At 64.3% G+C, this 20,525-nt stretch carries 26 protein-coding genes, 1 tRNA gene and 1 riboswitch; of the genes, 20 read left to right on the top strand and 7 right to left on the bottom strand.

From position 1 onward, the window contains the following. The first annotated feature begins 10 nt into the window (after nt 1-10). From J3485_RS05055 to J3485_RS05015, 9 genes are all read left to right on the top strand, one after another. A complete protein-coding gene (locus tag J3485_RS05055; protein ID WP_206951460.1) occupies nt 11-694 on the top strand; it encodes a Fe2+-dependent dioxygenase in 684 nt (227 codons plus the stop codon). Further along, nucleotides 691-1,377, top strand: coding sequence for a PepSY-associated TM helix domain-containing protein (locus J3485_RS05050; protein WP_206951459.1), 687 nt, complete (start codon nt 691-693; stop codon nt 1,375-1,377). Before J3485_RS05055 ends, J3485_RS05050 begins: the two co-directional genes overlap by 4 nt. Then, nucleotides 1,374-2,138, top strand: a complete 765-nt coding sequence (locus J3485_RS29390; protein WP_309476979.1) for an energy transducer TonB — start codon at nt 1,374-1,376, stop codon at nt 2,136-2,138. Before J3485_RS05050 ends, J3485_RS29390 begins: the two co-directional genes overlap by 4 nt. 25 nt (nt 2,139-2,163) lie before the next feature. Beyond that, a complete protein-coding gene (locus J3485_RS05040; protein ID WP_206951458.1) occupies nt 2,164-2,889 on the top strand; it encodes a MotA/TolQ/ExbB proton channel family protein in 726 nt (241 codons plus the stop codon). Next, nucleotides 2,889-3,296 carry an ExbD/TolR family protein gene (locus tag J3485_RS05035; protein WP_206951457.1) on the top strand — a complete coding sequence of 136 codons (408 nt, stop codon included), beginning with the start codon at nt 2,889-2,891 and terminating at the stop codon, nt 3,294-3,296. Before J3485_RS05040 ends, J3485_RS05035 begins: the two co-directional genes overlap by 1 nt. Nucleotides 3,297-3,427: 131 nt before the next feature. Beyond that, nucleotides 3,428-4,558, top strand: coding sequence for a bifunctional 3,4-dihydroxy-2-butanone-4-phosphate synthase/GTP cyclohydrolase II (gene ribBA / locus J3485_RS05030; protein ID WP_206951456.1), 1,131 nt, complete (start codon nt 3,428-3,430; stop codon nt 4,556-4,558). Nucleotides 4,559-4,610: 52 nt separating this feature from the next. After that, nucleotides 4,611-5,123, top strand: coding sequence for a 6,7-dimethyl-8-ribityllumazine synthase (gene ribH / locus J3485_RS05025; RefSeq protein WP_206951455.1), 513 nt, complete (start codon nt 4,611-4,613; stop codon nt 5,121-5,123). Continuing rightward, complete coding sequence (gene nusB, locus J3485_RS05020; protein WP_206951454.1) at nt 5,120-5,557, top strand: transcription antitermination factor NusB; 438 nt, start codon at nt 5,120-5,122, stop codon at nt 5,555-5,557. The genes ribH and nusB overlap by 4 nt, the downstream gene beginning before the upstream one ends. Nucleotides 5,558-5,626: 69 nt before the next feature. Then, nucleotides 5,627-6,820: a pyridoxal phosphate-dependent aminotransferase gene (locus tag J3485_RS05015; RefSeq protein ID WP_206951453.1), complete on the top strand. Its 1,194-nt coding sequence runs from the start codon at nt 5,627-5,629 to the stop codon at nt 6,818-6,820. A gap of 89 nt (nt 6,821-6,909) precedes the next feature. On the opposite strand, the gene J3485_RS05010 is transcribed toward J3485_RS05015, so the two are convergent. Beyond that, entirely contained in the window at nt 6,910-8,037 is a 1,128-nt protein-coding gene (locus J3485_RS05010; RefSeq protein ID WP_206951452.1) for a transglycosylase SLT domain-containing protein, read from the bottom strand. Between the two features lie 601 nt (nt 8,038-8,638). On the opposite strand from J3485_RS05010, the gene J3485_RS05005 reads away from it, so the two are divergent. Then, a complete protein-coding gene (locus J3485_RS05005) occupies nt 8,639-10,213 on the top strand; it encodes a UbiD family decarboxylase (protein ID WP_206951451.1) in 1,575 nt (524 codons plus the stop codon). A gap of 53 nt (nt 10,214-10,266) precedes the next feature. After that, the gene (locus J3485_RS05000) at nt 10,267-11,349 is read left to right on the top strand and encodes an asparaginase (RefSeq protein WP_206951450.1); all 1,083 of its coding nucleotides are present in this window, start codon (nt 10,267-10,269) and stop codon (nt 11,347-11,349) included. A gap of 182 nt (nt 11,350-11,531) precedes the next feature. Here the strand turns inward: J3485_RS05000 and J3485_RS04995 are convergent, their stop codons facing one another. After that, entirely contained in the window at nt 11,532-11,813 is a 282-nt protein-coding gene (locus tag J3485_RS04995; RefSeq protein ID WP_206951449.1) for a hypothetical protein, read from the bottom strand. Between the two features lie 348 nt (nt 11,814-12,161). Further along, nucleotides 12,162-12,323: a ubiquitin family protein gene (locus J3485_RS04990; protein ID WP_206951448.1), complete on the bottom strand. Its 162-nt coding sequence runs from the start codon at nt 12,321-12,323 to the stop codon at nt 12,162-12,164. Between the two features lie 268 nt (nt 12,324-12,591). On the opposite strand from J3485_RS04990, the gene J3485_RS04985 reads away from it, so the two are divergent. From J3485_RS04985 to J3485_RS04975, 3 genes are all read left to right on the top strand, one after another. Continuing rightward, nucleotides 12,592-13,512: a Rossmann-like and DUF2520 domain-containing protein gene (locus J3485_RS04985; protein ID WP_206955654.1), complete on the top strand. Its 921-nt coding sequence runs from the start codon at nt 12,592-12,594 to the stop codon at nt 13,510-13,512. A gap of 80 nt (nt 13,513-13,592) precedes the next feature. Next, nucleotides 13,593-13,910, top strand: coding sequence for an EthD family reductase (locus tag J3485_RS04980; protein WP_206951447.1), 318 nt, complete (start codon nt 13,593-13,595; stop codon nt 13,908-13,910). A gap of 103 nt (nt 13,911-14,013) precedes the next feature. Beyond that, the gene (locus J3485_RS04975) at nt 14,014-14,577 is read left to right on the top strand and encodes a YggT family protein (protein ID WP_206951446.1); all 564 of its coding nucleotides are present in this window, start codon (nt 14,014-14,016) and stop codon (nt 14,575-14,577) included. A 25-nt stretch (nt 14,578-14,602) separates the two neighbouring features. Here the strand turns inward: J3485_RS04975 and J3485_RS04970 are convergent, their stop codons facing one another. Further along, nucleotides 14,603-14,935: a DUF190 domain-containing protein gene (locus J3485_RS04970; RefSeq protein ID WP_206951445.1), complete on the bottom strand. Its 333-nt coding sequence runs from the start codon at nt 14,933-14,935 to the stop codon at nt 14,603-14,605. A 91-nt stretch (nt 14,936-15,026) separates the two neighbouring features. After that, nucleotides 15,027-15,413: a fluoride efflux transporter CrcB gene (gene crcB, locus J3485_RS04965; protein ID WP_206951444.1), complete on the bottom strand. Its 387-nt coding sequence runs from the start codon at nt 15,411-15,413 to the stop codon at nt 15,027-15,029. A gap of 85 nt (nt 15,414-15,498) precedes the next feature. Next, nucleotides 15,499-15,561, bottom strand: a riboswitch (Fluoride riboswitch). A 306-nt stretch (nt 15,562-15,867) separates the two neighbouring features. On the opposite strand from crcB, the gene J3485_RS04960 reads away from it, so the two are divergent. The 4 genes from J3485_RS04960 (at nt 15,868) to J3485_RS04945 (ending at nt 17,366) form a co-directional block, all read left to right on the top strand. Beyond that, on the top strand, nt 15,868-16,152 hold the full coding sequence (locus tag J3485_RS04960; RefSeq protein ID WP_206951443.1) for a hypothetical protein: 285 nt from the start codon (nt 15,868-15,870) through the stop codon (nt 16,150-16,152). 175 nt (nt 16,153-16,327) lie between these two features. Further along, entirely contained in the window at nt 16,328-16,540 is a 213-nt protein-coding gene (gene rpsU, locus J3485_RS04955) for a 30S ribosomal protein S21 (protein WP_206951442.1), read from the top strand. Between the two features lie 170 nt (nt 16,541-16,710). Continuing rightward, nucleotides 16,711-16,869 carry a hypothetical protein gene (locus J3485_RS04950; RefSeq protein WP_206951441.1) on the top strand — a complete coding sequence of 53 codons (159 nt, stop codon included), beginning with the start codon at nt 16,711-16,713 and terminating at the stop codon, nt 16,867-16,869. Between the two features lie 182 nt (nt 16,870-17,051). Beyond that, nucleotides 17,052-17,366: a DUF1493 family protein gene (locus J3485_RS04945; protein WP_242538672.1), complete on the top strand. Its 315-nt coding sequence runs from the start codon at nt 17,052-17,054 to the stop codon at nt 17,364-17,366. Nucleotides 17,367-17,759: 393 nt separating this feature from the next. Here J3485_RS04945 and J3485_RS04940 read toward each other — a convergent pair whose 3' ends face one another. Beyond that, nucleotides 17,760-19,010, bottom strand: a complete 1,251-nt coding sequence (locus J3485_RS04940; RefSeq protein ID WP_206950637.1) for an integrase catalytic domain-containing protein — start codon at nt 19,008-19,010, stop codon at nt 17,760-17,762. 139 nt (nt 19,011-19,149) lie between these two features. Between J3485_RS04940 and J3485_RS04935 the strand changes: the two genes are divergently transcribed. Next, nucleotides 19,150-19,223: transfer RNA gene (locus tag J3485_RS04935), tRNA-Gly, on the top strand. Between the two features lie 32 nt (nt 19,224-19,255). Here the strand turns inward: J3485_RS04935 and J3485_RS04930 are convergent. Then, on the bottom strand, nt 19,256-19,603 hold the full coding sequence (locus tag J3485_RS04930; protein WP_206951440.1) for a DUF1493 family protein: 348 nt from the start codon (nt 19,601-19,603) through the stop codon (nt 19,256-19,258). 205 nt (nt 19,604-19,808) lie between these two features. On the opposite strand from J3485_RS04930, the gene J3485_RS04925 reads away from it, so the two are divergent. Continuing rightward, nucleotides 19,809-20,243, top strand: a complete 435-nt coding sequence (locus J3485_RS04925; RefSeq protein WP_206951439.1) for a lysozyme inhibitor LprI family protein — start codon at nt 19,809-19,811, stop codon at nt 20,241-20,243. Nucleotides 20,244-20,525: the final 282 nt, after the last annotated feature.

Raw genomic sequence — 20,525 nt, 5'->3', positions numbered from 1 at the left:
AACGGCCGCCATGCTGGTACAGATCCCAGGCGTGCTGAACGCCGAGCAACTACGAACCGTACGAAGCCGGCTCGACGCCGCGAGCGACGCGTGGGTCGACGGCCGCGCAACGGCCGGCTACTCGGGCGCACCGGTCAAGCGCAACCAGCAGATCGCCGAGCACACGCCGATCGCGCGCGAACTCGGCGACGTCGTTCTCGCCGCGCTCGAGCGGCATCCGCTATTCATCAGCGCCGTGCTGCCTAACCAAGTGTATCCACCGCTGTTCAACCGCTACGAGGGCGGCATGACCTTCGGCAATCATGTCGACGGCGCGGTGCGCGTGCTGCGCAGCGGCATCAAGCTGCGCACCGACGTGTCCGCCACGCTGTTCCTTTCCTCGCCCGACGAGTACGACGGCGGCGAACTCGTGATCGAAGACACCTACGGCACGCATGCCGTGAAACTGCCGGCCGGCGACATGGTCGTCTATCCGGCCACGAGCGTTCACCGCGTAACACCGGTCACGCGCGGTGCGCGCGTCGCAAGCTTCTTGTGGGTGCAAAGCCTCGTGCGCAGCGACGCGCAGCGCGCGCTGCTGTTCGACATGGACAACGCGATTCAGCGCCTGAACGCGACCGATGCGGACGAGTTGGCGCGCCGCCGCCTCGTCGGCTGCTACCACAATCTTTTACGCCTCTGGAGCGAGCCATGACCGTATCGGAAAGCGCCGTATCGCTGCGCGCCGCGTCGTCTACCGCGGCCGAGCCGCGCGCGAAGCGTGGGCGGCGCGCAACCTTCATCAAATGGCTGCGCAACGTTCACGGCTGGGTCGGGCTATGGGGCGCGGCGCTTGGGCTGCTGTTCGGCACGACCGGCTTCGTGATGAATCATCGCGGAGAGCCGCTGCGCATCTCGCCCGGCGCGCCGCAGGTCTCGACCGTGCAGGTACCGTTGCCCAACCCCGCGCCGCAAACGCCGCGCGATCTGGCGAAATGGCTGCGCGACAAGTTCGATTTGACCGGCCGGCTAGGACGGGTACAACGCGAGCCCGAACATCCTGTCTCGTGGGGCGATCGCAATACGACGCAGCCCGAGCACTGGCAGATGATGTTCTCGACGCCGCGAGAAAACGTCGTGGCCGAATACTGGATGGGCAATGACTTCGTCACGCTCAAGCGCAGCGAAAATTCGTTCGTCGCAACGCTGACGAATCTGCACAAAGGCATCGGGCTCAGCATCGGCTGGGTGTTGCTGATCGACACGCTCGCCGGCTCGCTCGTGCTCCTGTCGCTAACGGGCGTGCTCCTCTGGACGCAGTTGCATCGAGCGAGGACGCTTGCCGTGGTGCTCGTTTTCGGCTCGATCGCGCTAGCGGTGTGGGCGGGGCTCTCGTGAACGCGCTCCGCGAAAGCGCACGCTGGGAGGGACCGTGCACAGCTTACGTCGCCGGATATTCGCAGCCCCGGCCGCGGCGCGTCGCAAGCGTCGCGGTGTGGGGCGCGTCGTTGCTCGCGCACGTCGCCGCGTTGGTCGTGATGGCAAGCCGCTTCGGTGCGAAGGCCGACACGCCGCCCGTCATACCTCCGATCGCGATCGAAGCGGCGATGCCGGCGCAATCCACGCCGATTGCCGCGCGTGCGCCCGAACCTGCGCATTCACACAACACGCCGCCAAAGGCCGTGCAGCCGCGCGTCCACAACCGCGCGCCGGTGACACCGCATCCGGCTGTCATGAAGGCGGAGCAGGCACCAGTGACTGCGCCCGCTGCAACGCCGGCCCCAGCGCCGGCCGCCGCATCAACGCAGCCGGCGCCCGTGGCTTCAGCCTCGCCGCCCGCCCCTCCCGTTACGCCCGCGCCAGCACCCGAGCCCGTGGTCTCGCCGCCGATCGGCAATGCCGCCTATCTGCACAACCCGCCGCCGCACTATCCACAAGCCGCGCAGGAAGAAGGCTGGGAAGGGCGCGTCGTGCTGCGCGTGCATGTCGACGCGGGCGGCCATCCGGTCGGCGTCGAACTTCATGCGTCGAGCGGCCACGACATGCTCGACAAGGCCGCGCTCACCGCCGTTCGCCAATGGATGTTCGTGCCCGCCAAGCGCGGCACCGTGCCTGTCGACGGCTGGGTGGACGTGCCGCTCGATTTTCGTTTGAACTGACTTCCGTTCGAAGGAGTAGATCTCTATGTCCGAATTCGCATCCACATTCATCGCCCACGCTGCGTTATGGATCTTGCTGGCATTCTCCATCGCGAGCTGGGCGCTCATCGTCTTGAAGGCACTGCAAGCCATGCGCACCGGCCGCGCCGATCGCCGCTTCGAGCGATCGTTTCAGCGGGCGGCCGATCTCGATGCGGCCGCCCGCCTAAGCGAAGGCGCCGAGACGGACAGCTCGAGAGCGCAGGTGGCCGCGGCGTTCTTCGGTGCGCTCGCGCATGCGGCACACGGGCACGAGCCAAGCCCCACCTGCAAGAACCTTTGCGAGCGAGCGCTCGCTCAGCGTATCCGAAAAGCGCGGCGCGCCTCCGAGCAGGGCCTCGCCGTGCTCGCGTCGATCGGCAGCACCGCGCCGTTCGTCGGATTGTTCGGCACGGTGTTTGGCATCATCCATGCGTTGAGCGCGATCTCGCACCGCGCGTCGGCAAGCATCGACGTCGTCGCGGGTCCGATCGGCGAAGCGCTCGTCGCCACCGGCGTCGGCATTGCGGTTGCAGTGCCGGCCGTGCTGGCCTACAACTTTTTCGTGCGCCGGAGCAAGACTTTGAGCGCGGACCTCGACGACTTCGCGAACGACCTGCTGGCTCTGGCGGAAAAGCGCGACTTCAAGCTTCGCACCGAGCCTCGCCCAGGTACGGTGCCCGCAAGCGCAACGCCGCTTCGCAAGGAAACGGCTCGGGAGGCGCTCGCATAATGGCTTTCTCGACTCAATCGGACAACGACGACGTCATCAGCGAGATCAACATCACGCCGCTCGTGGACGTGATGCTGGTGCTGCTGGTCGCGTTCATCGTCACGGTGCCGCTACTGAACAATGCGATCCGCGTCAATCTGCCGAAGACCGAAGCAACCTCGAGCGCGCCCGATCGCCCCGTGACGATCAGCGTCGACAAGGACGGCAACGTATTCATCGACAAACGGCGCATCGCGCAGGAAACGCGCGACGCCGAATTCGCACGGCTTCACGCTCAGCAGCCCGACGCGCAGGTAACGCTGCAAGGCGACGAAGACACGCCGTACGGCAACGTGGCAAAGGTGCTGGCGGCGCTCGAACGCGCGGGGATGAAGAAGCTCGCGGTGCTGACGCAGCCGGTGCGGTAGAAATCCGTCGCGGCCGACCTGGACCGGCGTTGGAATTCGCAAAGCAATCTTTTACGCTCGCCGAGAGGATCCGGGCACGGCGCCGCCCGCCGTGGCGTAAAATACGCGCTTTCCCGAACCTATCCAACGACATGTCTCTCGCCTCCACTCCCGAGATCATCGCCGAGCTCAAAGCCGGCCGGATGGTGATCCTCGTCGACGAAGAAGATCGCGAAAACGAAGGCGACCTCGTGCTCGCGGCCGATTTCGTCACGCCGGAAGCGATCAATTTCATGGCCCGCTACGGGCGCGGCCTGATTTGTCTGACGCTCACGCAGGAGCGCTGCAAGCAGCTCAACCTGCCGCTGATGACATATCGGAACGGCACGCAGTACGGTACGGCCTTCACCGTCAGCATCGAAGCCGCCGAAGGCGTCACCACGGGCATCTCGGCGGCCGACCGCGCCCGCACGATCGCCACCGCCGTCGGGCGCGACGCGCGCGCCGAGCACATCGTGCAACCGGGTCACGTGTTCCCGATCATGGCGCAACCGGGCGGCGTGCTCGTACGCGCGGGCCACACCGAAGCAGGTTGCGATCTGACGGCGCTGGCTGGGCTCACGCCGGCCGCCGTCATCTGCGAAGTCATCAAAGACGACGGCACGATGGCGCGCCTACCCGATCTGATCGAGTTCGCGCAGCAGCACGACCTGAAACTCGGCACGATCGCCGACTTGATCCACTATCGCAGCCGCACGGAGTCGATCGTCACGCGCGTCGCCGAACGCATGATGCAAACGGCGCACGGCGTATTCCGCGCTATCCTCTATCAGGACCAGCCGAGCGGCTCGCCCCATCTCGCCCTCGTGCGCGGCACGCCCCAGCCCGAACTCGACACGCCGGTGCGCGTGCACGAGCCGCTTTCCGTGCTCGATCTGCTCGAAGTCGGCACCTCGACGCACTCGTGGACGCTCGACGCAGCCATCAAGGAAATCGCCGCGCGCGATCTCGGCGTCGTCGTCATGCTGAACTGCGACGATACGAAGGATCACTTGATCGACGTCTTCAAGGCGCTCGATGAAGAGGAAAAGGCGGCTCAACTCAAGCGTCGGCCCGTCGATTTCAAGACGTACGGCGTCGGCGCGCAGATTCTGCGCGATCTCGGCGTCGGCAAGATGCAAGTCTTGTCGAACCCTCGCCGGCTCGGCAGCATGTCGGGCTACGGCCTCGAAGTAACGGGTTTCGTGCCGATGCCGGGCGCACCCGTGCGGCCTGGCGCATAATCGCCGGCAACGCATCGACGCACACCTTTTCTCACCTTTCTACGGACTCCTTATGGAAATCGGACAATACCAACCGAACCTCGACGGCGACGGCCTGCGCGTCGGCATCGTTCAGTCGCGTTTCAACGAGCCCGTCTGTAACGGCCTGGCCGATGCCTGCATCGAAGAACTCGAACGCCTCGGCGTCGCGGGTGAAGACGTGCTGCTCGTCACCGTGCCCGGCGCCCTCGAAATCCCGCTCGCGCTGCAAAAACTCGCCGAAAGCGGCCAGTTCGACGCGCTGATCGCGCTTGGCGCCGTCATCCGCGGCGAAACGTACCACTTCGAACTCGTCTCCAACGAAAGCGGCGCCGGCGTCTCGCGTATCGCGCTCGACTTCGGCATCCCCGTCGCCAACGGCGTGCTGACGACGGAGACCGACGATCAAGCCGTTGCGCGCATGACCGAAAAGGGTCGCGACGCCGCCCGCGTGGCCGTCGAAATGGCGAACCTGTCGGTCGCGCTCGAGCAACTCGGCGGCGATGAAGACGAAGACGAGGATGAAGAAGAAGAGGACGAGGCATGAAGAGCGCCCGCCGACGCTCCCGCGAACTGGCCACGCAGGGGCTTTACCAGTGGCTGCTATCGGGCGCGCCCGCCGGTGAAATCGACGCCCAGCTACGCGGAGCGCAAGGCTTCGACAAGGCCGATCACGAGCACCTCGACGCATTGCTGCAAGGGGTGATCCGCGAAAACGCCGAGATCTCGGCCGATCTCGCACCGTGCCTCGATCGGCCGATCGAACAGCTCTCGCCCGTCGAGCGGGCCGTGCTGCTCGTCGCCGCGTTCGAATTCAAGCATCACGTGGAAATTCCGTATCGCGTCGTCATCAACGAAGCGGTCGAACTCGCCAAGACGTTCGGCGGCTCCGACGGCTACAAATACGTCAACGGCGTGCTCGATAAGCTCGCCGTGAAACTGCGGGCCACGGAAACGCAGGCGGGGCGAGCCAACCGCTGAGCCCTCGCCGGTCACGTCTCTCGTACGTGTGCCGCTACCCGCGGCCGCGTCGATCGAATCCGGAAAACTATGAACACCGCAGCAGAACCGCTCACGAAGCTCGCGTCGCGCGTCGACGCGATCGCTCCGTTCCACGTCATGGAGCTCGCCAAGGAAGCCCGGCAGCTCGAGTTGGCTGGGCGCCACATCATCCACATGGGCATCGGCGAGCCTGATTTCACGGCGCCCGAGCCCGTCGTCGAAGCTGCCGCGCAAGCGCTGCGCCGCGGCGTCACGCAGTACACGGGCGCGCTCGGCATCGCGCCGCTGCGCGAAGCCATCGCCGCGCACTACCAGCGCAGCTACGGGCTCGTCGTCGATCCCGCGCGCATCGTCATCACGGCCGGCGCGTCGGCTGCCCTGCTGCTTGCCTGCGCGGCGCTCGTCGATCGCGACGACGAAGTGCTGATGCCCGACCCGTCCTACCCCTGCAATCGCCACTTCGTGGCCGCGACCGAAGGCAAACCCGTGCTCGTGCCGAGCGGCCCCGAGGCGCGGTTTCAGTTGACGGCCGCCGACATCGAACGCCTCTGGGGCGAAAGAACGCGCGGCGTGCTGCTGGCGTCGCCGTCGAACCCGACGGGCACCTCGATCGAGCCCGCGGAACTCGAACGCATCGTCAGAGCCGTGCGGGCACGCGGCGGGTTCACGATCGTCGACGAAATCTATCAAGGGCTGTCCTACGACGCGCGCCCGGTATCGGCGCTTTCGTTCGGCGACGACGTCGTCACCGTCAACAGCTTCTCGAAGTACTTCAACATGACGGGCTGGCGGCTCGGCTGGCTCGTCGTGCCGACGTCGATGATCGGCGCATTCGAAAAGCTCGCGCAGAACCTGTTCATCTGCGCGTCAGCGCTCGCGCAGCACGCCGCGCTCGCCTGCTTCGAGCCCGAGACGATCGGCATCTACGAGGGGCGCCGCCTCGAATTCAAGCGGCGGCGCAACTTCATCGTGCCGGCCCTCGAACGGCTGGGCTTCTCGGTGCCCGTCATGCCGGACGGCGCGTTCTACGTCTATGCAAACTGCCGCGGCGTCCCCCACCCGGCGGCCGGCGACAGCGCCGCGCTCACGAAGGCCATGCTTCACGATGCCGGCGTCGTGCTCGTGCCCGGCCTCGATTTCGGGCAGCACGCGCCGCGCGACTACATCCGCTTGTCGTATGCAACGGCTTACGCGTCGCTCGAGGAAGCCGTCGAACGCCTCGCACGGCTGTTTGGACATTAAGTGAGGAACTGCGTACCCGGCAAGATCGGTACGCACCCAACAAAAAAAAGCACCCGCGGGTGCTTTTTTTCGTTCGCGTTCGTCGCAGCTCAGGCGCCGAGCTCCGTTTGCGCGTCGCGATGCGGCCCACCCACGTTGACGGCATCGTCGGACGCTGGCGCCGATGAACCGGCGGCGCTCGTCTTGGCTTGGACGGTTGCCGTATGGCTGTTGTCGAGCGCCACCTGAACGCGCTTGGTTGCGGCCACCACTTGCTTTTGCGGCGCCTGCGGCGCGTTGATCGGCACCGAACGGCCGCGCGCCACGTCGCGCAACCGGCCGCGCTCAGCCAATACCTTGGCGCCATAGCCGCCGTCGTCCTGCGAGGTCGAACCGACATAGAGACGCAAACCGTCGGCCAGCGAACCGCCGCGCGCGATGCAGTCTTTCAGCACGACGGCGCCGACCGTGATGTTCGCGAGCGGCTGGAGCGCCGCGCCGGGGCCGCCGAAGTACTGGAATTTGTCGGAGTGAACCTTGGCCATGACTTGCATGAGCCCCTGCGCGCCGACACCGCTTTCGGCATAGGGATTGAAGCCCGATTCGATCGCCATTACCGCGAGCAGCAGCAGCGGATCGAGGCCGACCTGGCGGCCGGTATCGAAAGCGGCCTTGACGAGATCGCCAACGGGCTCCTGCGCAACGTGGTAGCGGCGCGCCAGATACGACGTCACGAGCGACTGCTCGCGAGCCGACACGAGCACGCGATCGTCGCGCGCGTCGGCCGAAACGGGCTGCGACGAGATCATCTTTGCGAGCAAGTACAGATTCGACGGCGTGATGCTCGTCGACAGATGCGTGTCCGCGGGAACGGCAGCACCGGCCAATGCGAGACCGCTCGCACCGCTGCCGTCGAACGCACCGTCATAGCGCGCGTTGTCGAGGCCGGGCACGTCGTCTCCGCTGTCGGGCGTGGCCGCGGCGCCGAATGCCGGTAGCGGGTGTCCGCTCAACAAACGCGCCGGGCCGGCCTGGACCGCGGCTTCGATGAACGGCATCATGCGCGCAGCAAGGGTGCCGCGCACGGTCGGCAAGAGCCACAGCGCGAGCGCGGCGAGCACGGCGCCAGCGCCGACGACGCTGAACAGATGGTGACTGACACGCGTCCCGCGGCGCAGCGCGGTTCTGACCGCTGCGGCGATGCTGCCGTCGGGACGCGACGATAACCAAGTATTCATTCGGTTCCCCCATTGAGCATGGCTCGCCTCGACGGGTACGGCAGCGCGCAAAGCGCCTATCGCGGGAGCCAAGGCATCGCTGGCCTTGGTTGGGACCAGGGCGACGCCGGGATACGGCACGCTACCGCGCAACGCGGCAACGGACCGTGTGGAGAGCCACATCGGAGCAAAAGGACCGGCGGCATATCGTCAGACATGCGCGCGCGTGGCTCTCACGCAAAGCCGACGGCAACGCGCCGGCACAAAGACAACTAATTAGACCAATAGACCGTTAGAGCGCCGTGCAGGGCGGCGTACGGTGGCGCGACACTTCGCGCCGCGAGCTGAAATCGGGGGCAGTGAACACAAAACTACTTGGCCCTGCAGCCAATGTGGGACGGATTCTAGCAGGCTTTTATAGATCGTCAATGCTACAAAATCGTAAAACAATAACAAAATGTAATAAAGAACGGGGCCTGTGCGGCTAAAATCCGCGCCCCGTGCGCGTTTCGACCGTTTTGCGGATATCACCCGTCACGAACGTCCTTGCCGCGCGCAGGTAAAATCGTCGCCTGCCTGGCGCCGACAATCGTCACGGCTCCGTCAGCTCAACTATTACGCTATGAAATACAAGGACTTGCGGGACTTCATCGGCCGTCTCGAGACGCTGGGCGAACTGCGGCGCGTGCCGGAAAGCGTCTCGCCCGTGCTCGAAATGACCGAGCTTTGCGACCGCGTACTACGCGCCGGCGGTCCGGCGCTGCTGTTCGAAGCGCCGGCGGGCCATACCTTCCCCGTCATCGGCAATCTGTTCGGCACGACGCGCCGGATCGCGCTCGGCATGGGCATCGACGAGACGGCGGCCGCCGAGGAAGGGGCGGCGCTGCGTTCGCTGCGCGACGTGGGCCGGCTGCTGTCCGCGCTCAAGGAACCCGAACCGCCTAAGGGTCTCAAGGATGCCGGCAAGCTGCTGACGCTCGCCAAGGCAGTCTGGGACATGGCCCCGAAGACGGTCGGCGCGCCGCCCTGCCAGGAAATCGTCTGGGAGGGCAACGACGCCGACCTCGCTCGGCTGCCGATTCAAACGTGCTGGCCGGGAGACGCCGCGCCGCTCGTCACCTGGGGGCTGACCGTCACGCGTGGGCCGAACAAACCTCGGCAGAACCTGGGCATCTACCGTCAGCAGTTGATCGGGCGCAACAAGCTCATCATGCGCTGGCTCGCGCACCGGGGCGGCGCCCTCGATTTCCGCGAATTCGCGCTGGCGAATCCGGGCAAGCCGTACCCGGTGGCGGTCGTGCTCGGCGCAGACCCGGCGACGATCCTGGGTGCCGTCACGCCCGTGCCCGACACGCTATCGGAATATCAATTCGCGGGGCTGCTGCGCGGCGCACGCACGGAGCTCGCGCGCTGCCTCACGCCGGGCCTCGAGACGCTGCAAGTGCCGGCTCGCGCCGAAATCGTCCTCGAAGGGTTCATCTATCCGCAAGACGGCGAGCCGAGCGCGGCGCCGGCCGGCGCACCGCCGCGGCCCACGCACGGCGCCAGCGCGCGCTACGAGCACGCGCTCGAAGGGCCCTACGGCGATCACACGGGCTATTACAACGAGCAGGAGTGGTTTCCCGTCTTCACCGTGGAGCGCATCACGATGCGCCGCGACGCGATCTATCACTCGACGTATACGGGCAAACCGCCCGACGAGCCCGCGATGCTCGGCGTCGCGCTGAACGAGGTCTTCGTGCCGCTGTTGCAAAAGCAGTTTCCCGAGATCACCGATTTCTATCTGCCGCCCGAAGGCTGCAGCTATCGCATGGCGATCGTGCAGATGAAGAAGAGCTATGCCGGGCACTCGAAGCGCGTAATGTTCGGCGTCTGGAGCTTCCTGCGCCAGTTCATGTATACGAAGTTCATCGTCGTCGTCGATGAAGACGTCGACGTGCGCGATTGGAAGGAAGTCATCTGGGCGATCACGACGCGCGTCGATCCGGTGCGCGACACTGTACTCGTCGAGCGCACGCCGATCGACTATCTCGATTTCGCCTCCCCGGTCGCGGGCCTCGGCTCGAAGATGGGACTCGACGCCACCAACAAGTGGCCTGGCGAAACCGATCGCGAATGGGGACGCCCCATCGCAATGGACGCCGCCGTGAAGACGCGCGTCGACGCTTTGTACGAGCGTCTGGGGCTTGCGCGCTGAACCCGCGCGCAAGCATGCCGATTCGATCCGCAGAGAAGAGACTGTCGCCCGCCATGAATACCGATCTCGCTTCCCAAGTCGCCGCCACGACCTATCGCGGCCCGGCCGTCGAAAACCGGCATCTCGCCCACGTCGCTATCGTGGATGCGACCGGCCGCCTGCTTTACGCGTTCGGCGATCCGCATCGCCTCACGCTGCCCCGCTCGGCCGTGAAGCCCGCTCAGGCGCTGGCCGTCCTCGAAACGGGTGCGCTCGAACGCTTCGGCTTCGATGAAGCCGATCTCGCCTTGATGTGCGCATCGCACAGCAGCGAGGATCGTCACGTCGAGCGAGCGCGTACCATGCTTGCGAAAGCGCACGTGACCGAAGGCGATCTGCGTTGCGGCGGCCATCCGGCCATCTCCGACGACGTTCAACGCGCTTGGATCAAGCGCGATTTCACGCCGACACCCGTTTGCAGCAATTGCTCCGGCAAGCACGCCGGCATGCTTGCGGCCGCGCTGGCCATGGGCGGGCAGATGCAAGACTACGAACAGCCCGAGCATCCGCTGCAACGACACGTCAAGCGCACGCTGGCCGAACTCGTCGATCTCGACGAAACCGACATCGCCTGGGGCACCGACGGCTGCAACCTGCCGACCCCGAGTTTCGCGCTCGACCGCCTCGCGCGCTTGTTCGTGAAGCTCGCCGACGCTGCAGATGCTACCCAGCGCCGGGTACCCGCTGCGCAGGCATCGCCGCGCGAAGCAGCGCTCGCGCGCATCTATCGCGCGATGACGGTGCACCCCGAGCTCGTCGCGGGCAACGGACGGTTCTGCACGGCGCTGATGAGCGCGTTCGGCGGCAACGTCGTCGGCAAGGTCGGCGCCGAGGGCAGCTATGGTCTGGGCGTACGAGCCGGCGCGCACGGCGTCGACGGCGTCGAAGGCCCGATTGGACTGGCCGTCAAGGTCGAAGACGGCAACGGCGCGGTCCTCACCGCCGTCGTCACCGAGCTGCTTCACCAGTTGCAAATCGGCACGCCATCGCAACGCGCGCAGCTCGACAAGTTCCGCGCACCGACGATCAAGAACACGGTCGGGCTCGAGGTCGGGCGCATCGACATAACAATTCCGCTGACACGCCAAGCGACCTGAACGGAATGGGGGCAACGGCGATCACTCACCTACCTGCCCCGGCTTCACTCGACATGCCGACACGACGGTAAACGCCGACGGCGCAACGCGGCGGGAAGCCGGCGTTGCGCCGTCGAGGGACATGCTGTGCGCGTTATCAGGTCAGGCGAGCGCTGGATCGATCATCGCCCTTCATCGCTGCCTCAGCGACGGTAATACCCCCGACGCCAATGGTGGTGGTAGCCGTAATACCCACCGTAGTAGCCGCCGACGACCACGGGCGGCGGGCCATAATAGACCGGGGGCGGCGCATAGACGACGGGCGGCGGCGGGGCGTAATACACCGGCGGCGGCGGTGCATAGACGGGGTAAGCCGGCGCGATCGGAATCCCAATGCCGACGCCGATGGAGACGTGTGCCTGCGCCGTCGCGGCGAACCCCACGCCCAGTGCTGCAACGGCAACTAACGAAACGAGCTTTTTCATTACTGATCCTCTGGCGAATGTGCAACCGCGCTGCCGAAATACCGAGCGGCACGAGCGCAACCTACGCTTTAAATGTATAGAAAAAGCCGGGACGAGGGGCAGGGCATTTGTTGCAAAATGCAATCCTGGCGCGGCTGAGCGGCCATGAGGGGGCGCGCCGGCGGCACGTAGCAGGGCGCAATGGGTGAAGTTTTACCGCCGAAAAGCCAAACAGTGAGACATCGTCGGTAATGTTTAATTACAAATTCGTTGCAAGCGAAAAGCGGTGACGGCCCGCCGTCGTGCGAACACGGACGGCAGGCGGCATTCGATCGTCATGGCACCAAGCTGGCGAACGGCCCTGGCCCATCATCCGACTTTGACGTAAGTGAACTCGCGCGTGATGCTGGGCGGCACGTAGGCCTCCCCAATCCTGACTCGCGGCGTCAGCCGCTTTTTCTGATCCCACCAGTGGCGCCGCTGCGCGCGGCTCAGAAATCGCAAATGCTTGCGATAGGAAAAAACGTTCATCGTGACCTCCCATGCATGACTGCGACGCAAGAACGAAGAACGAAGCGTTCAGTCCGATGCCGCGATGTGACGTTGCGACATGCGGACTACGCATCTCAATACGACGCCGGAAACGCATCGGCGAAAATCGGCACGAACCCCCGTTGCGTGACGGCGCGCGGCGAGGTATGCGCAACGGGTGCACCCCATCGGGGCGCCGATGCGCGATACTGGCGGTTTCGTCGTCTTGGCGCGAACGCGCGACGCCCGCGCTTCGTCCCGTTTGACCATGCCGCTTCCCGCTTTTCCACGACTCGGTTTCATCGGCGCGGGCCGCTTGGCGCGCTGTCTTGCCGCGGGATTCGCCCGCGCGGGCTATCCCGTCGCGGCTGTCGCCGCCCGCACGCCCGACTCCGCTCGGCGTCTCGCGCAGGCGTTGCCGCAGTGCCGCGCCGTGACCGACGCACAAACCGTCATCGACACCTCCGACGTTGTCTTTTTAGCGGTTCCCGATGACAGCATCGGTACGATCGCGAACAATTTGACGTTTGACGGGAGCAATGAACGCACCACCGCGCTCGTGCACTGCAGCGGTGCAACGAGTGTCGCGGTGCTCGCGCCGGCGCGCGAGGCAGGCGTGGCGATCGGCGGCTTCCATCCGCTTTACCTATTCACCGGAGACGAAGCGGACGTCGATCGAATCGCCGGCTGCTCGGTGACGATCGAAGCGCAAGGCGAGCTCGTACCGCTGCTCAGCGCGCTCGCCCGCTCGCTAGGCTGCGAAGTGCTGACGCTCGCGGGCGCGCAGCGCATGCTCTACCACGGCGCGGCGCATTACGCGGCCAGCTTCGCGCTCGCGGCGCTGGCCGAGGCCGTGGACATATGGCGCACGCTGGGCTTCAACGACGACCAATCGCTGCGCGCACTGTTGCCGATGCTGGCGGGTACGGTCGAGGCCGCGCGCGCGAAAGGCTTGTCGAGCGCGCTGGCCGGGCCCGTCTCGCGCGGCGACGCGGCCGTCCTAGCGCGGCAGCTCACGGCATTCGAAACGCTCGGGGAAGACCACGCGATGCTGTACGCGCTGCTCACGCGTCGCGCGCTTTCGCTCGCGCGCCGCCGCACGCATCCCCCGGCATCGATCGACGCGATGACCGACACAGTCGAAGCCGCGCTGGCGCGCTCGCTCGCGCGAGGTGCGAGGGCCACGTAAGCCGTGATATGGTGACGACCGGCGCGGGCGGGCACCTTCATGCCGCCCGCGCCGCCCAGTAACCTGACGAGAACGCAAGAATGATCAAAGTCAGCATCCTCTACCCCTATCGAGAAAACGTTCGTTTCGACATCGACTACTATTGCCGCAAGCATATGCCGCTTGCCGCGAAGTATTTCGGAACGGCGCTGAAAGGATGGTCCGTCGATCAGGGCATGAGCGGCGGCGAGCCCGGCTCGGCGCCCAGCTATGCGGTTGCCGGCCATTTTCTGTTCGATTCGCTGGAGGCGTTCAAGCAGGTATTCGAACCCGTGGCCGGCGAACTCGTGGCCGACATCCCGAATTACACCGATAGCGCTCCGCAGATTTTGATCAGCGAAGTGATTGCGAACGTTTGACGTTCGCCGCTACAGGTAAGAGATAAAGAGAAACACGCCGCACGCCTCGCGTCGGTGCCTGACGTTCGCCAAGCAAGACCCTCAAAGAAGGAAAGGATCGAAGATGTTCGGGGATATTGCCCGCTTTCTGCTCAATACCGTTTTCACGTTGTTCGGTGCCGCGCTAATGCTGCGCGCTTGGATGCAAGTCATCCGGCTACCGCCGTACAACCCTGTGTCGAACGCGATTTTCCAAGCGACGAACTGGCTCGTGCTGCCGCTCAGGCGCATCTTGCCGAGCGCACGCCGCGTCGACGTCGCAAGCATCGTCGCGGCGCTGTTGGCGGCGGTGGTCTACGTCGTCGCGATGGTGGCGATCGCGGGCGTCGATCCGCTCGGGGTCGCGCCCATCATCGCGATCGTATCCTTGCTGACCGTCGTCAAATGGGTGCTGAACCTCGTCATCTGGTTGACGATCCTGATGGCGCTGCTCTCGTGGCTGAACCCGCACTCGCCCGCGATGCCGATCCTCTATCAGTTGACCGCCCCGTTCCTGAACCCGCTGCGACGCGTGATTCCGAATCTCGGCGGCATCGATCTCTCGCCCATCCTGCTGTTCGTCATCGTGCAGGTGCTGTTGATGGTGGTCACGCGGATGGCCGTGTCGCTGACGTTGTTCGGTATCTAGCGAAGCGGCTTGCCGCACACGCCGATCACGCGTCGAGGCCGATCACGCCGAACGTGGTCGGAATCATCGTGTAGACGGCACGTACCTTCTCCTGCGATACGAGATGAATGAGTTGCTGCGCATCGGCCTGCGTGGCGACGAACTCGACTTCCACCGTCAACGATCCTTGCAGTTCGAAGAAGCGGTCCTCGTGCAGGACGCGATGCGCGCCGAAGCCGGCCATCGCACGAAACGCCGAGCCGCCCATGACGCCGAGATCCTTGGCGCAACGCAGCAGCCACTCCCAGAGCAGTTTGCCGTGCAGCCGGTGATTTTCGTGGACGTAGAACCGCAACAACACGTATTGCTCGGATTGCATAAAGCCTCCTGGTGCTAACGTGGCGTGATTCGATTGTGCCTGCGGCTAAGCGCCGCCACAATGATGCCGACGTAGCAGGCGCGGCTGCTCGTCAAGCCGAAACGAGCCACGTGCGCGCCGTCCACATCCCGAGCGCCGTAAGCGAGAACGAGCCGAACAGGTGCACGCCGGCCTCGGCGAGCGCCCAGCCGAACTGGCTTTGCGACATGGCAGTCACGACTTCGGCGGAGAACGTCGAGAACGTCGTCAGGCCACCCATGAAGCCGGTGATGACGAAGAGCCGCCATTCGGGCGGAAGGCCCGCCCGGGTGGTGAAGAACACCGCGGCAACGCCGATGCAATAGCCGCCGATCAGGTTCGACGCGAGCGTGCCGAGCGGAATCTCCGGAAAGACGGCATTCAAGCCGAGGCTCAACACCCAGCGCAGCAAAGCGCCGAGGCCGGCTCCGATAAAAATGGAGAGAATCGAGTAAATCAACGTGCGGTCCTGGTTCGAATCGTGTTTTCAATCGAACCGGAAAGCGGCGCGCCGAACGAGCGAACGCCTACCGATTCCGGCTCGGGGAATGGTAGGCATCATCAGCCACGAGGGCGGTTGAAGGAGGAATGCCATCTCCCGCACAGCGGGACTCGGCCGGAGAGAAAACCGCCCGGCCGCGCAGTGCGACGACACGATACTTTAGGGGTTTGGGCGCCGCTAGGCAATATTCAGCGCTTTGGCTGGACCAGAAAACCCGCGTATGATAGGTGGCAGTTGGTACCATTCGTTGCACGACGCCCAGTCGCTCGTCGCGCCTCCTTCTTCCCCTGTCCGCGCACGCTGCTCCCCGCGCGAGACAATCAGTGCCCCGTCCACCTTCATGCTCCGCGCATGAACCGTGCTCCCTACCAGACATCGGCGAATCGCTGCATGCGTTCGCCAGGAGATTGCCATGAGCATCCATATTTATCGTGGATTCGAGATCCACCCCCTGATCTATCCGCACAACCGCGCCGAGGATGGGCGGGCCCATAACTACGAAGCGGGCTTCGACGCTGCCGTCCGTATCTGCATCAGAGGCACGGACGCCACGCAGACGCAAGCTCGCACGTTCAAGCTCGTCGACAACTCCCCGTTCATGAATGCAGGCGACGCGCGCCGGGCGTCGCTCCAGTACGCGGAAGATGTGATCGACGCGCATGACGGCGGCCAGCAAGTGCTCTGCGAAGCGGGTTAGCCGCCGGGTTGACCGTCACGAACGCACGACGCGCGTATCCATTCGCAGCGCCTGCGTCGCCATTTTCACCATGAGGGTCGAGCACTGTCTCGACGATCCGACATGAACGCGGCGTGACGAGCTCGGATAAACCGCTTGCCCCGAACGTTCTTCCCTCCCTCCACCAAGGAACCACTTGACTACCGTCACCCCCAAGCTCAACGAACCCATCGACGTCGCCCTGCGGCGCTTTCGCCGAGAAATCGAACGCACCGGCCTGATCCGCGAACTGCGCGATCGGCGCAGTTACGAAAAACCGACCACCGCGCGCAAGCGCAAGAAGGCCAGTGCCGTGGCGCGTCTGCGCGCGCAGATCAAGCGCTCGATGCCGCCGAAGAAACGATACTGACGCGAGCCCGTCTCGTTGCATCGATTCGCTTGCTGGGATTCCCTTGTTCGGATTCGCTCGAATAGCGAGCGGGAGATTGTCGTCGTATCGAATATCGTCCATACGACGGCTATCCGACCGTCCGGCCACGCTGATCGTCGATATCGCGCGTGAAACACAAAGAGGACGGCATGACCACACATCTATCGCGCAGGGACAAAGCGTTGGCAACGTCAAAACGAGCCAAGGCGCTGCCTGGGCTCGGCATCGCGCTCAATTGGGTACCACCGCCCAAGGCACCCGCCCCCGTCAAATCGCGCACGAAGACGCATTCATCCAAGACGGAATAGCATACTGCTCAGTGCAAACACCGGCGTGCGTCTCGAAATGAAACGCGCCCATATTCTTTGTTTATTGATCGGTCTTGCGGCCGGACGCGCGTTCGCCGCTTATGCTCAAGCAGGCCACCCGTCATGACGTCGGAACCGGCAAATTCTTGAGAAGACCTTGAGGCGTTCGTCAGAAAGGAAGCCTGCATTTCATCGAAAAAAGCCATAACCCAGAATCGACAGTCGAAGGGGATTTAGGCCAACACGGCGATGATGCCGACGAATTCATGCAGCACTTCTTTGAAGTGTTTTGCTTGGACAGGGGCGATTACGACTTTCATCGCTACTTCCTGATGGAAGGAGAAGGAATGCTTTACCACCTCGTAATGAAGCTAATGAGAAAACCACATTCATTCAAACGGGAAACGATGACTGTTGATATGCTTCATAAGGCACTCGTCGATCGCAAGTGGGACTCAGTCGCGCTCTCGCGGCCGAGCGTCGGCGGACAAAGGTAAAAATCGGTGGGCGACTCGCGTATGCGCACAGCTTGTAGCTGAGCGAAGTCCGCGCTTAAACGGACCTTTACGTGAGTCGCCGTGGCGCTCCTTCTCGATGTGGTCGCCACGGTCATTGCGCGGGGAAGAAAAGTCAAAGTGACGCAGGCATCTCAAAAAGTGCGCATCCAAGGCGGCTTTCATGGTGAGTAGTTTGCCAGCGGTCATTTGCACTTTTCACGCCAGCAGCCATGACACCCCCAGTATTTTCCAATCCTGAGATGAGTCTGAACCTGTAGGTGGTGTGGGGTTCAGGGGTCGCTGTGTCTCTATCGGAAAGCGGGAGTTGTCCACGGCCGGCACGGCGGTGGGCAACTCCCGCCCCCGGATTATGCCGTAGCCACCGGCAGCGGCTCAGGCTCGTTTGCGACGAAACGATGCGAACAGGTTGCGGCGCATGTCCTGAAGCTGCTGGGCGGCCTGGGAGTCGGTCATGGCCATGGCAGTGTCGCTAAGGGTCTGGGCGGTGACGCCGGGCTTGAGGTACTGCTCGAAATCCGGGATCGAGCGCAGCCGGTCCCACGGCGTCATGATCCGCTCGCTCGGGTAGCTCTTGCGGATGCGCCCACGTGCATCCACCGTGTCCACGGCGAAGTAACAGGGCCGGTGGAAGTTCAGGTACGGATTGAGCGCCTGTTCGTGGAAGCGGTTGATCGCCGCGGCATGCCTCTGCGGGATGTGCCCATAGCCGATGAGCTTGCGAACGACCGCGCCGTTCTTGCACTCGGCCAGTGCGTTGTCGTTGGTCTGGCGCGGGCGTGAGCGGGTGAACTCGATGCGCAACTTCTCGAGCAGGCCAGCCACGTCGCGGTTGATGTACTCGCTACCACCGTCAGAGTGAAAGCCGCGCACCACGAACGGAAAACTCTGGAGCATCAGCGCGATGACCGGCAGCAGGTACGCCTCGCTGATGCGCTCGACAGCGGCCACGACCTCCCATTGCGTGACGATGTCCACCGCGTTGACGTGATAGACGCCCTTGACGCCGTCCTGATCGCCTTGATGGACCGTATCGATACGGATATAACCGGGCAGGCCTTCAGGCGCCGGCGCCTTCCTCACGGCGATCTGCACCGGGCTGGGCCGCGTCTTCGTCCATGTGAGGCGCCGCTGGCGGTACGCCTGGCCCGCGCGCAAGTTGTATAGGTGCGACACGGAAATGTGCGACAAGCGTTCGTAGCGCGCATCGCCATACACCTGGCAGGCCCGCCGCGCCAGCGCCCGCGTGGCCGCCCCCGAGAGCGTGTCGTGCAGGCTGTCCAGTTCGACCAGCAAGGCGACATCCTCGTCCGTGTAGCGACGTGGGAATTGGGTGCGCGTGCCGCGTTCACGCTGCTCGAGCGTGCCGCTCTCGCGGTACTGCGCAATGAGTCGAATGACGTGGGCACGTGAGTAGCCCGAGACCCGCTGCACATAGGCGAACAGCAGCCCGCGCTCACCGCGAGACCGCCGAAAATAGCCGAACCAACGCAGCGTGCGCTCAACGAACCGTCGTCGCTCAGCCTCGTCCTGAACGACGTGCAGCTCAACGTCGCAGACCCCCGCCAGGAACTCCCGGACTTGCCCGATCGTCTCCAGCCTTGTCGTATTCATGTCGATCACCATCGCGCAATGATCGACCCCTAAAACTCCCCGCTCAGACTCCTTTGCCGTTGGAATCACGCCGCCCCGCCCAGACTCCTTTGCCATTGGACAAGGCTCCCCCTCCCCAAACCGCCGAAACCCCGGTAGAATTGCGTGTTCTGCGGGCGTCGTATAATGGTAATACCCTAGCTTCCCAAGCTAGAGCCGTGGGTTCGATTCCCATCGCCCGCTCCAGCCTCCCTGCCGAGGCGCCGCAAACTAAGGCGTCATGGCATCAACAGGCAGCATTTCCCCGCACGGCGACTATAGCGGCGATGCGTCATGCCGAGCGTTAACGGAACCCGTTCGAGTCCCGCCCGTCGCTTTCTCGACAACGCGGTGAAGAGCATAAGCAGCAGACCGGACCCCTCGTCCATGAAGTAGCGCCCAGACGCGAAGTCGCCTTCGTCGACCTTGAAGCGGGCGAAAAAGGCTTCCATGAACGCTTCGCCCTCAATACCACTGATACCGAGGGCGTCTTCGAGCGTTGTGGCGGGCGTGATCCCCTTGTGTTTGAGCAAGCCTCGCTCGGTGCGGACGAACGATTCAACCTCGGCCCATAGCGAGTCGTTCATATCCGATCCTCGGGTTTGCACAGACTTGCTATACTGCGCTGCAGTTCGTTTAAGACGTATGAGCTTCGCGCCCGCTCCCTTTCCCGCTATCTGGGATCATCGGGATCCGCGGGATTCTGGGTTGGATTCCGATCGCTCGCTGCAGCATTTCTCCTCGGCGCTTCATCCGGAGTCGGCACGTTGCCTCTGATGACGTGAGCCTGTCATGTCGGCGGAAAAACTAACGAAACGCATTCTGTTCCTGCTCGCTTTTCTCTCGGTGTCGGCCGTCGCGTCCGCGCAAACGCTCACCGAAGAACTGGCCGCACGCAGTGGCATGAGCCCTGGCGCTATCACCACGCTGCTCGCCACCTGCGATGCCAATCAAACCAGCATGAAGTTCTGCGCGTGGCGCGACGAACTCGCAGCCGAGCACGCATTGCAGCAGCTCATCGCCGAGAAACGCGCTACCTCGCCCAAGTGCGGAGCCGTACTCGCGCAAAAAGTCGCCGCCTGGCAAAAACGGCGCGACCAAGCCTGTCGCGAATCGGCGCAAGCGCAATGGGGTGACGGCTCGATGCTGCCGGCCGAGGTGGCGATGTGCGCGACCGACCGCACCAGGCAAATGACGCGTACTCTCTCGGCCAATAGCTGTCCTTAGTCGCTCTGAGTGCCTCCGACCAGGAACGCTCAAGCGGTTCGCCGGGCTTGAAAAATCGCGCGCCACGCACCACTGTGTATGCATCGGTTTCCCCGCCGCACGACTGCGCCGGCCCTCGCACTCGGTCCGCCGCACTCGCCGCGCGGATGGATCGAGCCCCTTCAAGCATCGAGGAATTTCCGGCCCGCTTTGCTGTCGATAGGGAACTCGGCCTATCGCAGCCCAACTCGGGCGCCGCCAGTCCCACTTCCTGCACAATCGATAACGATGGAACGGTATTTC

It is taken from the genome of Trinickia acidisoli (assembly GCF_017315725.1).
Taxonomy (GTDB): domain Bacteria; phylum Pseudomonadota; class Gammaproteobacteria; order Burkholderiales; family Burkholderiaceae; genus Trinickia; species Trinickia acidisoli.
This window is presented reverse-complemented; position numbering and strand designations above follow the sequence as displayed.

Excerpts from the sequence above, each read along its gene's own strand:
- J3485_RS05055 (WP_206951460.1), top strand. The coding sequence starts at position 11 with ATGCTGGTACAGATCCCAGGCGTGCTGAACGCCGAGCAACTACGAACC.
- J3485_RS05050 (WP_206951459.1), top strand. The coding sequence starts at position 691 with ATGACCGTATCGGAAAGCGCCGTATCGCTGCGCGCCGCGTCGTCTACC.
- J3485_RS05040 (WP_206951458.1), top strand. The coding sequence starts at position 2,164 with ATGTCCGAATTCGCATCCACATTCATCGCCCACGCTGCGTTATGGATC.
- J3485_RS05035 (WP_206951457.1), top strand. The coding sequence starts at position 2,889 with ATGGCTTTCTCGACTCAATCGGACAACGACGACGTCATCAGCGAGATC.
- ribBA (WP_206951456.1), top strand. The coding sequence starts at position 3,428 with ATGTCTCTCGCCTCCACTCCCGAGATCATCGCCGAGCTCAAAGCCGGC.
- ribH (WP_206951455.1), top strand. The coding sequence starts at position 4,611 with ATGGAAATCGGACAATACCAACCGAACCTCGACGGCGACGGCCTGCGC.
- nusB (WP_206951454.1), top strand. The coding sequence starts at position 5,120 with ATGAAGAGCGCCCGCCGACGCTCCCGCGAACTGGCCACGCAGGGGCTT.
- J3485_RS05015 (WP_206951453.1), top strand. The coding sequence starts at position 5,627 with ATGAACACCGCAGCAGAACCGCTCACGAAGCTCGCGTCGCGCGTCGAC.
- J3485_RS05010 (WP_206951452.1), bottom strand. The coding sequence starts at position 8,037 with ATGAATACTTGGTTATCGTCGCGTCCCGACGGCAGCATCGCCGCAGCG.
- J3485_RS05005 (WP_206951451.1), top strand. The coding sequence starts at position 8,639 with ATGAAATACAAGGACTTGCGGGACTTCATCGGCCGTCTCGAGACGCTG.
- J3485_RS05000 (WP_206951450.1), top strand. The coding sequence starts at position 10,267 with ATGAATACCGATCTCGCTTCCCAAGTCGCCGCCACGACCTATCGCGGC.
- J3485_RS04995 (WP_206951449.1), bottom strand. The coding sequence starts at position 11,813 with ATGAAAAAGCTCGTTTCGTTAGTTGCCGTTGCAGCACTGGGCGTGGGG.
- J3485_RS04990 (WP_206951448.1), bottom strand. The coding sequence starts at position 12,323 with ATGAACGTTTTTTCCTATCGCAAGCATTTGCGATTTCTGAGCCGCGCG.
- J3485_RS04985 (WP_206955654.1), top strand. The coding sequence starts at position 12,592 with ATGCCGCTTCCCGCTTTTCCACGACTCGGTTTCATCGGCGCGGGCCGC.
- J3485_RS04980 (WP_206951447.1), top strand. The coding sequence starts at position 13,593 with ATGATCAAAGTCAGCATCCTCTACCCCTATCGAGAAAACGTTCGTTTC.
- J3485_RS04975 (WP_206951446.1), top strand. The coding sequence starts at position 14,014 with ATGTTCGGGGATATTGCCCGCTTTCTGCTCAATACCGTTTTCACGTTG.
- J3485_RS04970 (WP_206951445.1), bottom strand. The coding sequence starts at position 14,935 with ATGCAATCCGAGCAATACGTGTTGTTGCGGTTCTACGTCCACGAAAAT.
- J3485_RS04960 (WP_206951443.1), top strand. The coding sequence starts at position 15,868 with ATGAGCATCCATATTTATCGTGGATTCGAGATCCACCCCCTGATCTAT.
- J3485_RS04950 (WP_206951441.1), top strand. The coding sequence starts at position 16,711 with ATGACCACACATCTATCGCGCAGGGACAAAGCGTTGGCAACGTCAAAA.
- J3485_RS04940 (WP_206950637.1), bottom strand. The coding sequence starts at position 19,010 with ATGGTGATCGACATGAATACGACAAGGCTGGAGACGATCGGGCAAGTC.
- J3485_RS04930 (WP_206951440.1), bottom strand. The coding sequence starts at position 19,603 with ATGAACGACTCGCTATGGGCCGAGGTTGAATCGTTCGTCCGCACCGAG.
- J3485_RS04925 (WP_206951439.1), top strand. The coding sequence starts at position 19,809 with ATGTCGGCGGAAAAACTAACGAAACGCATTCTGTTCCTGCTCGCTTTT.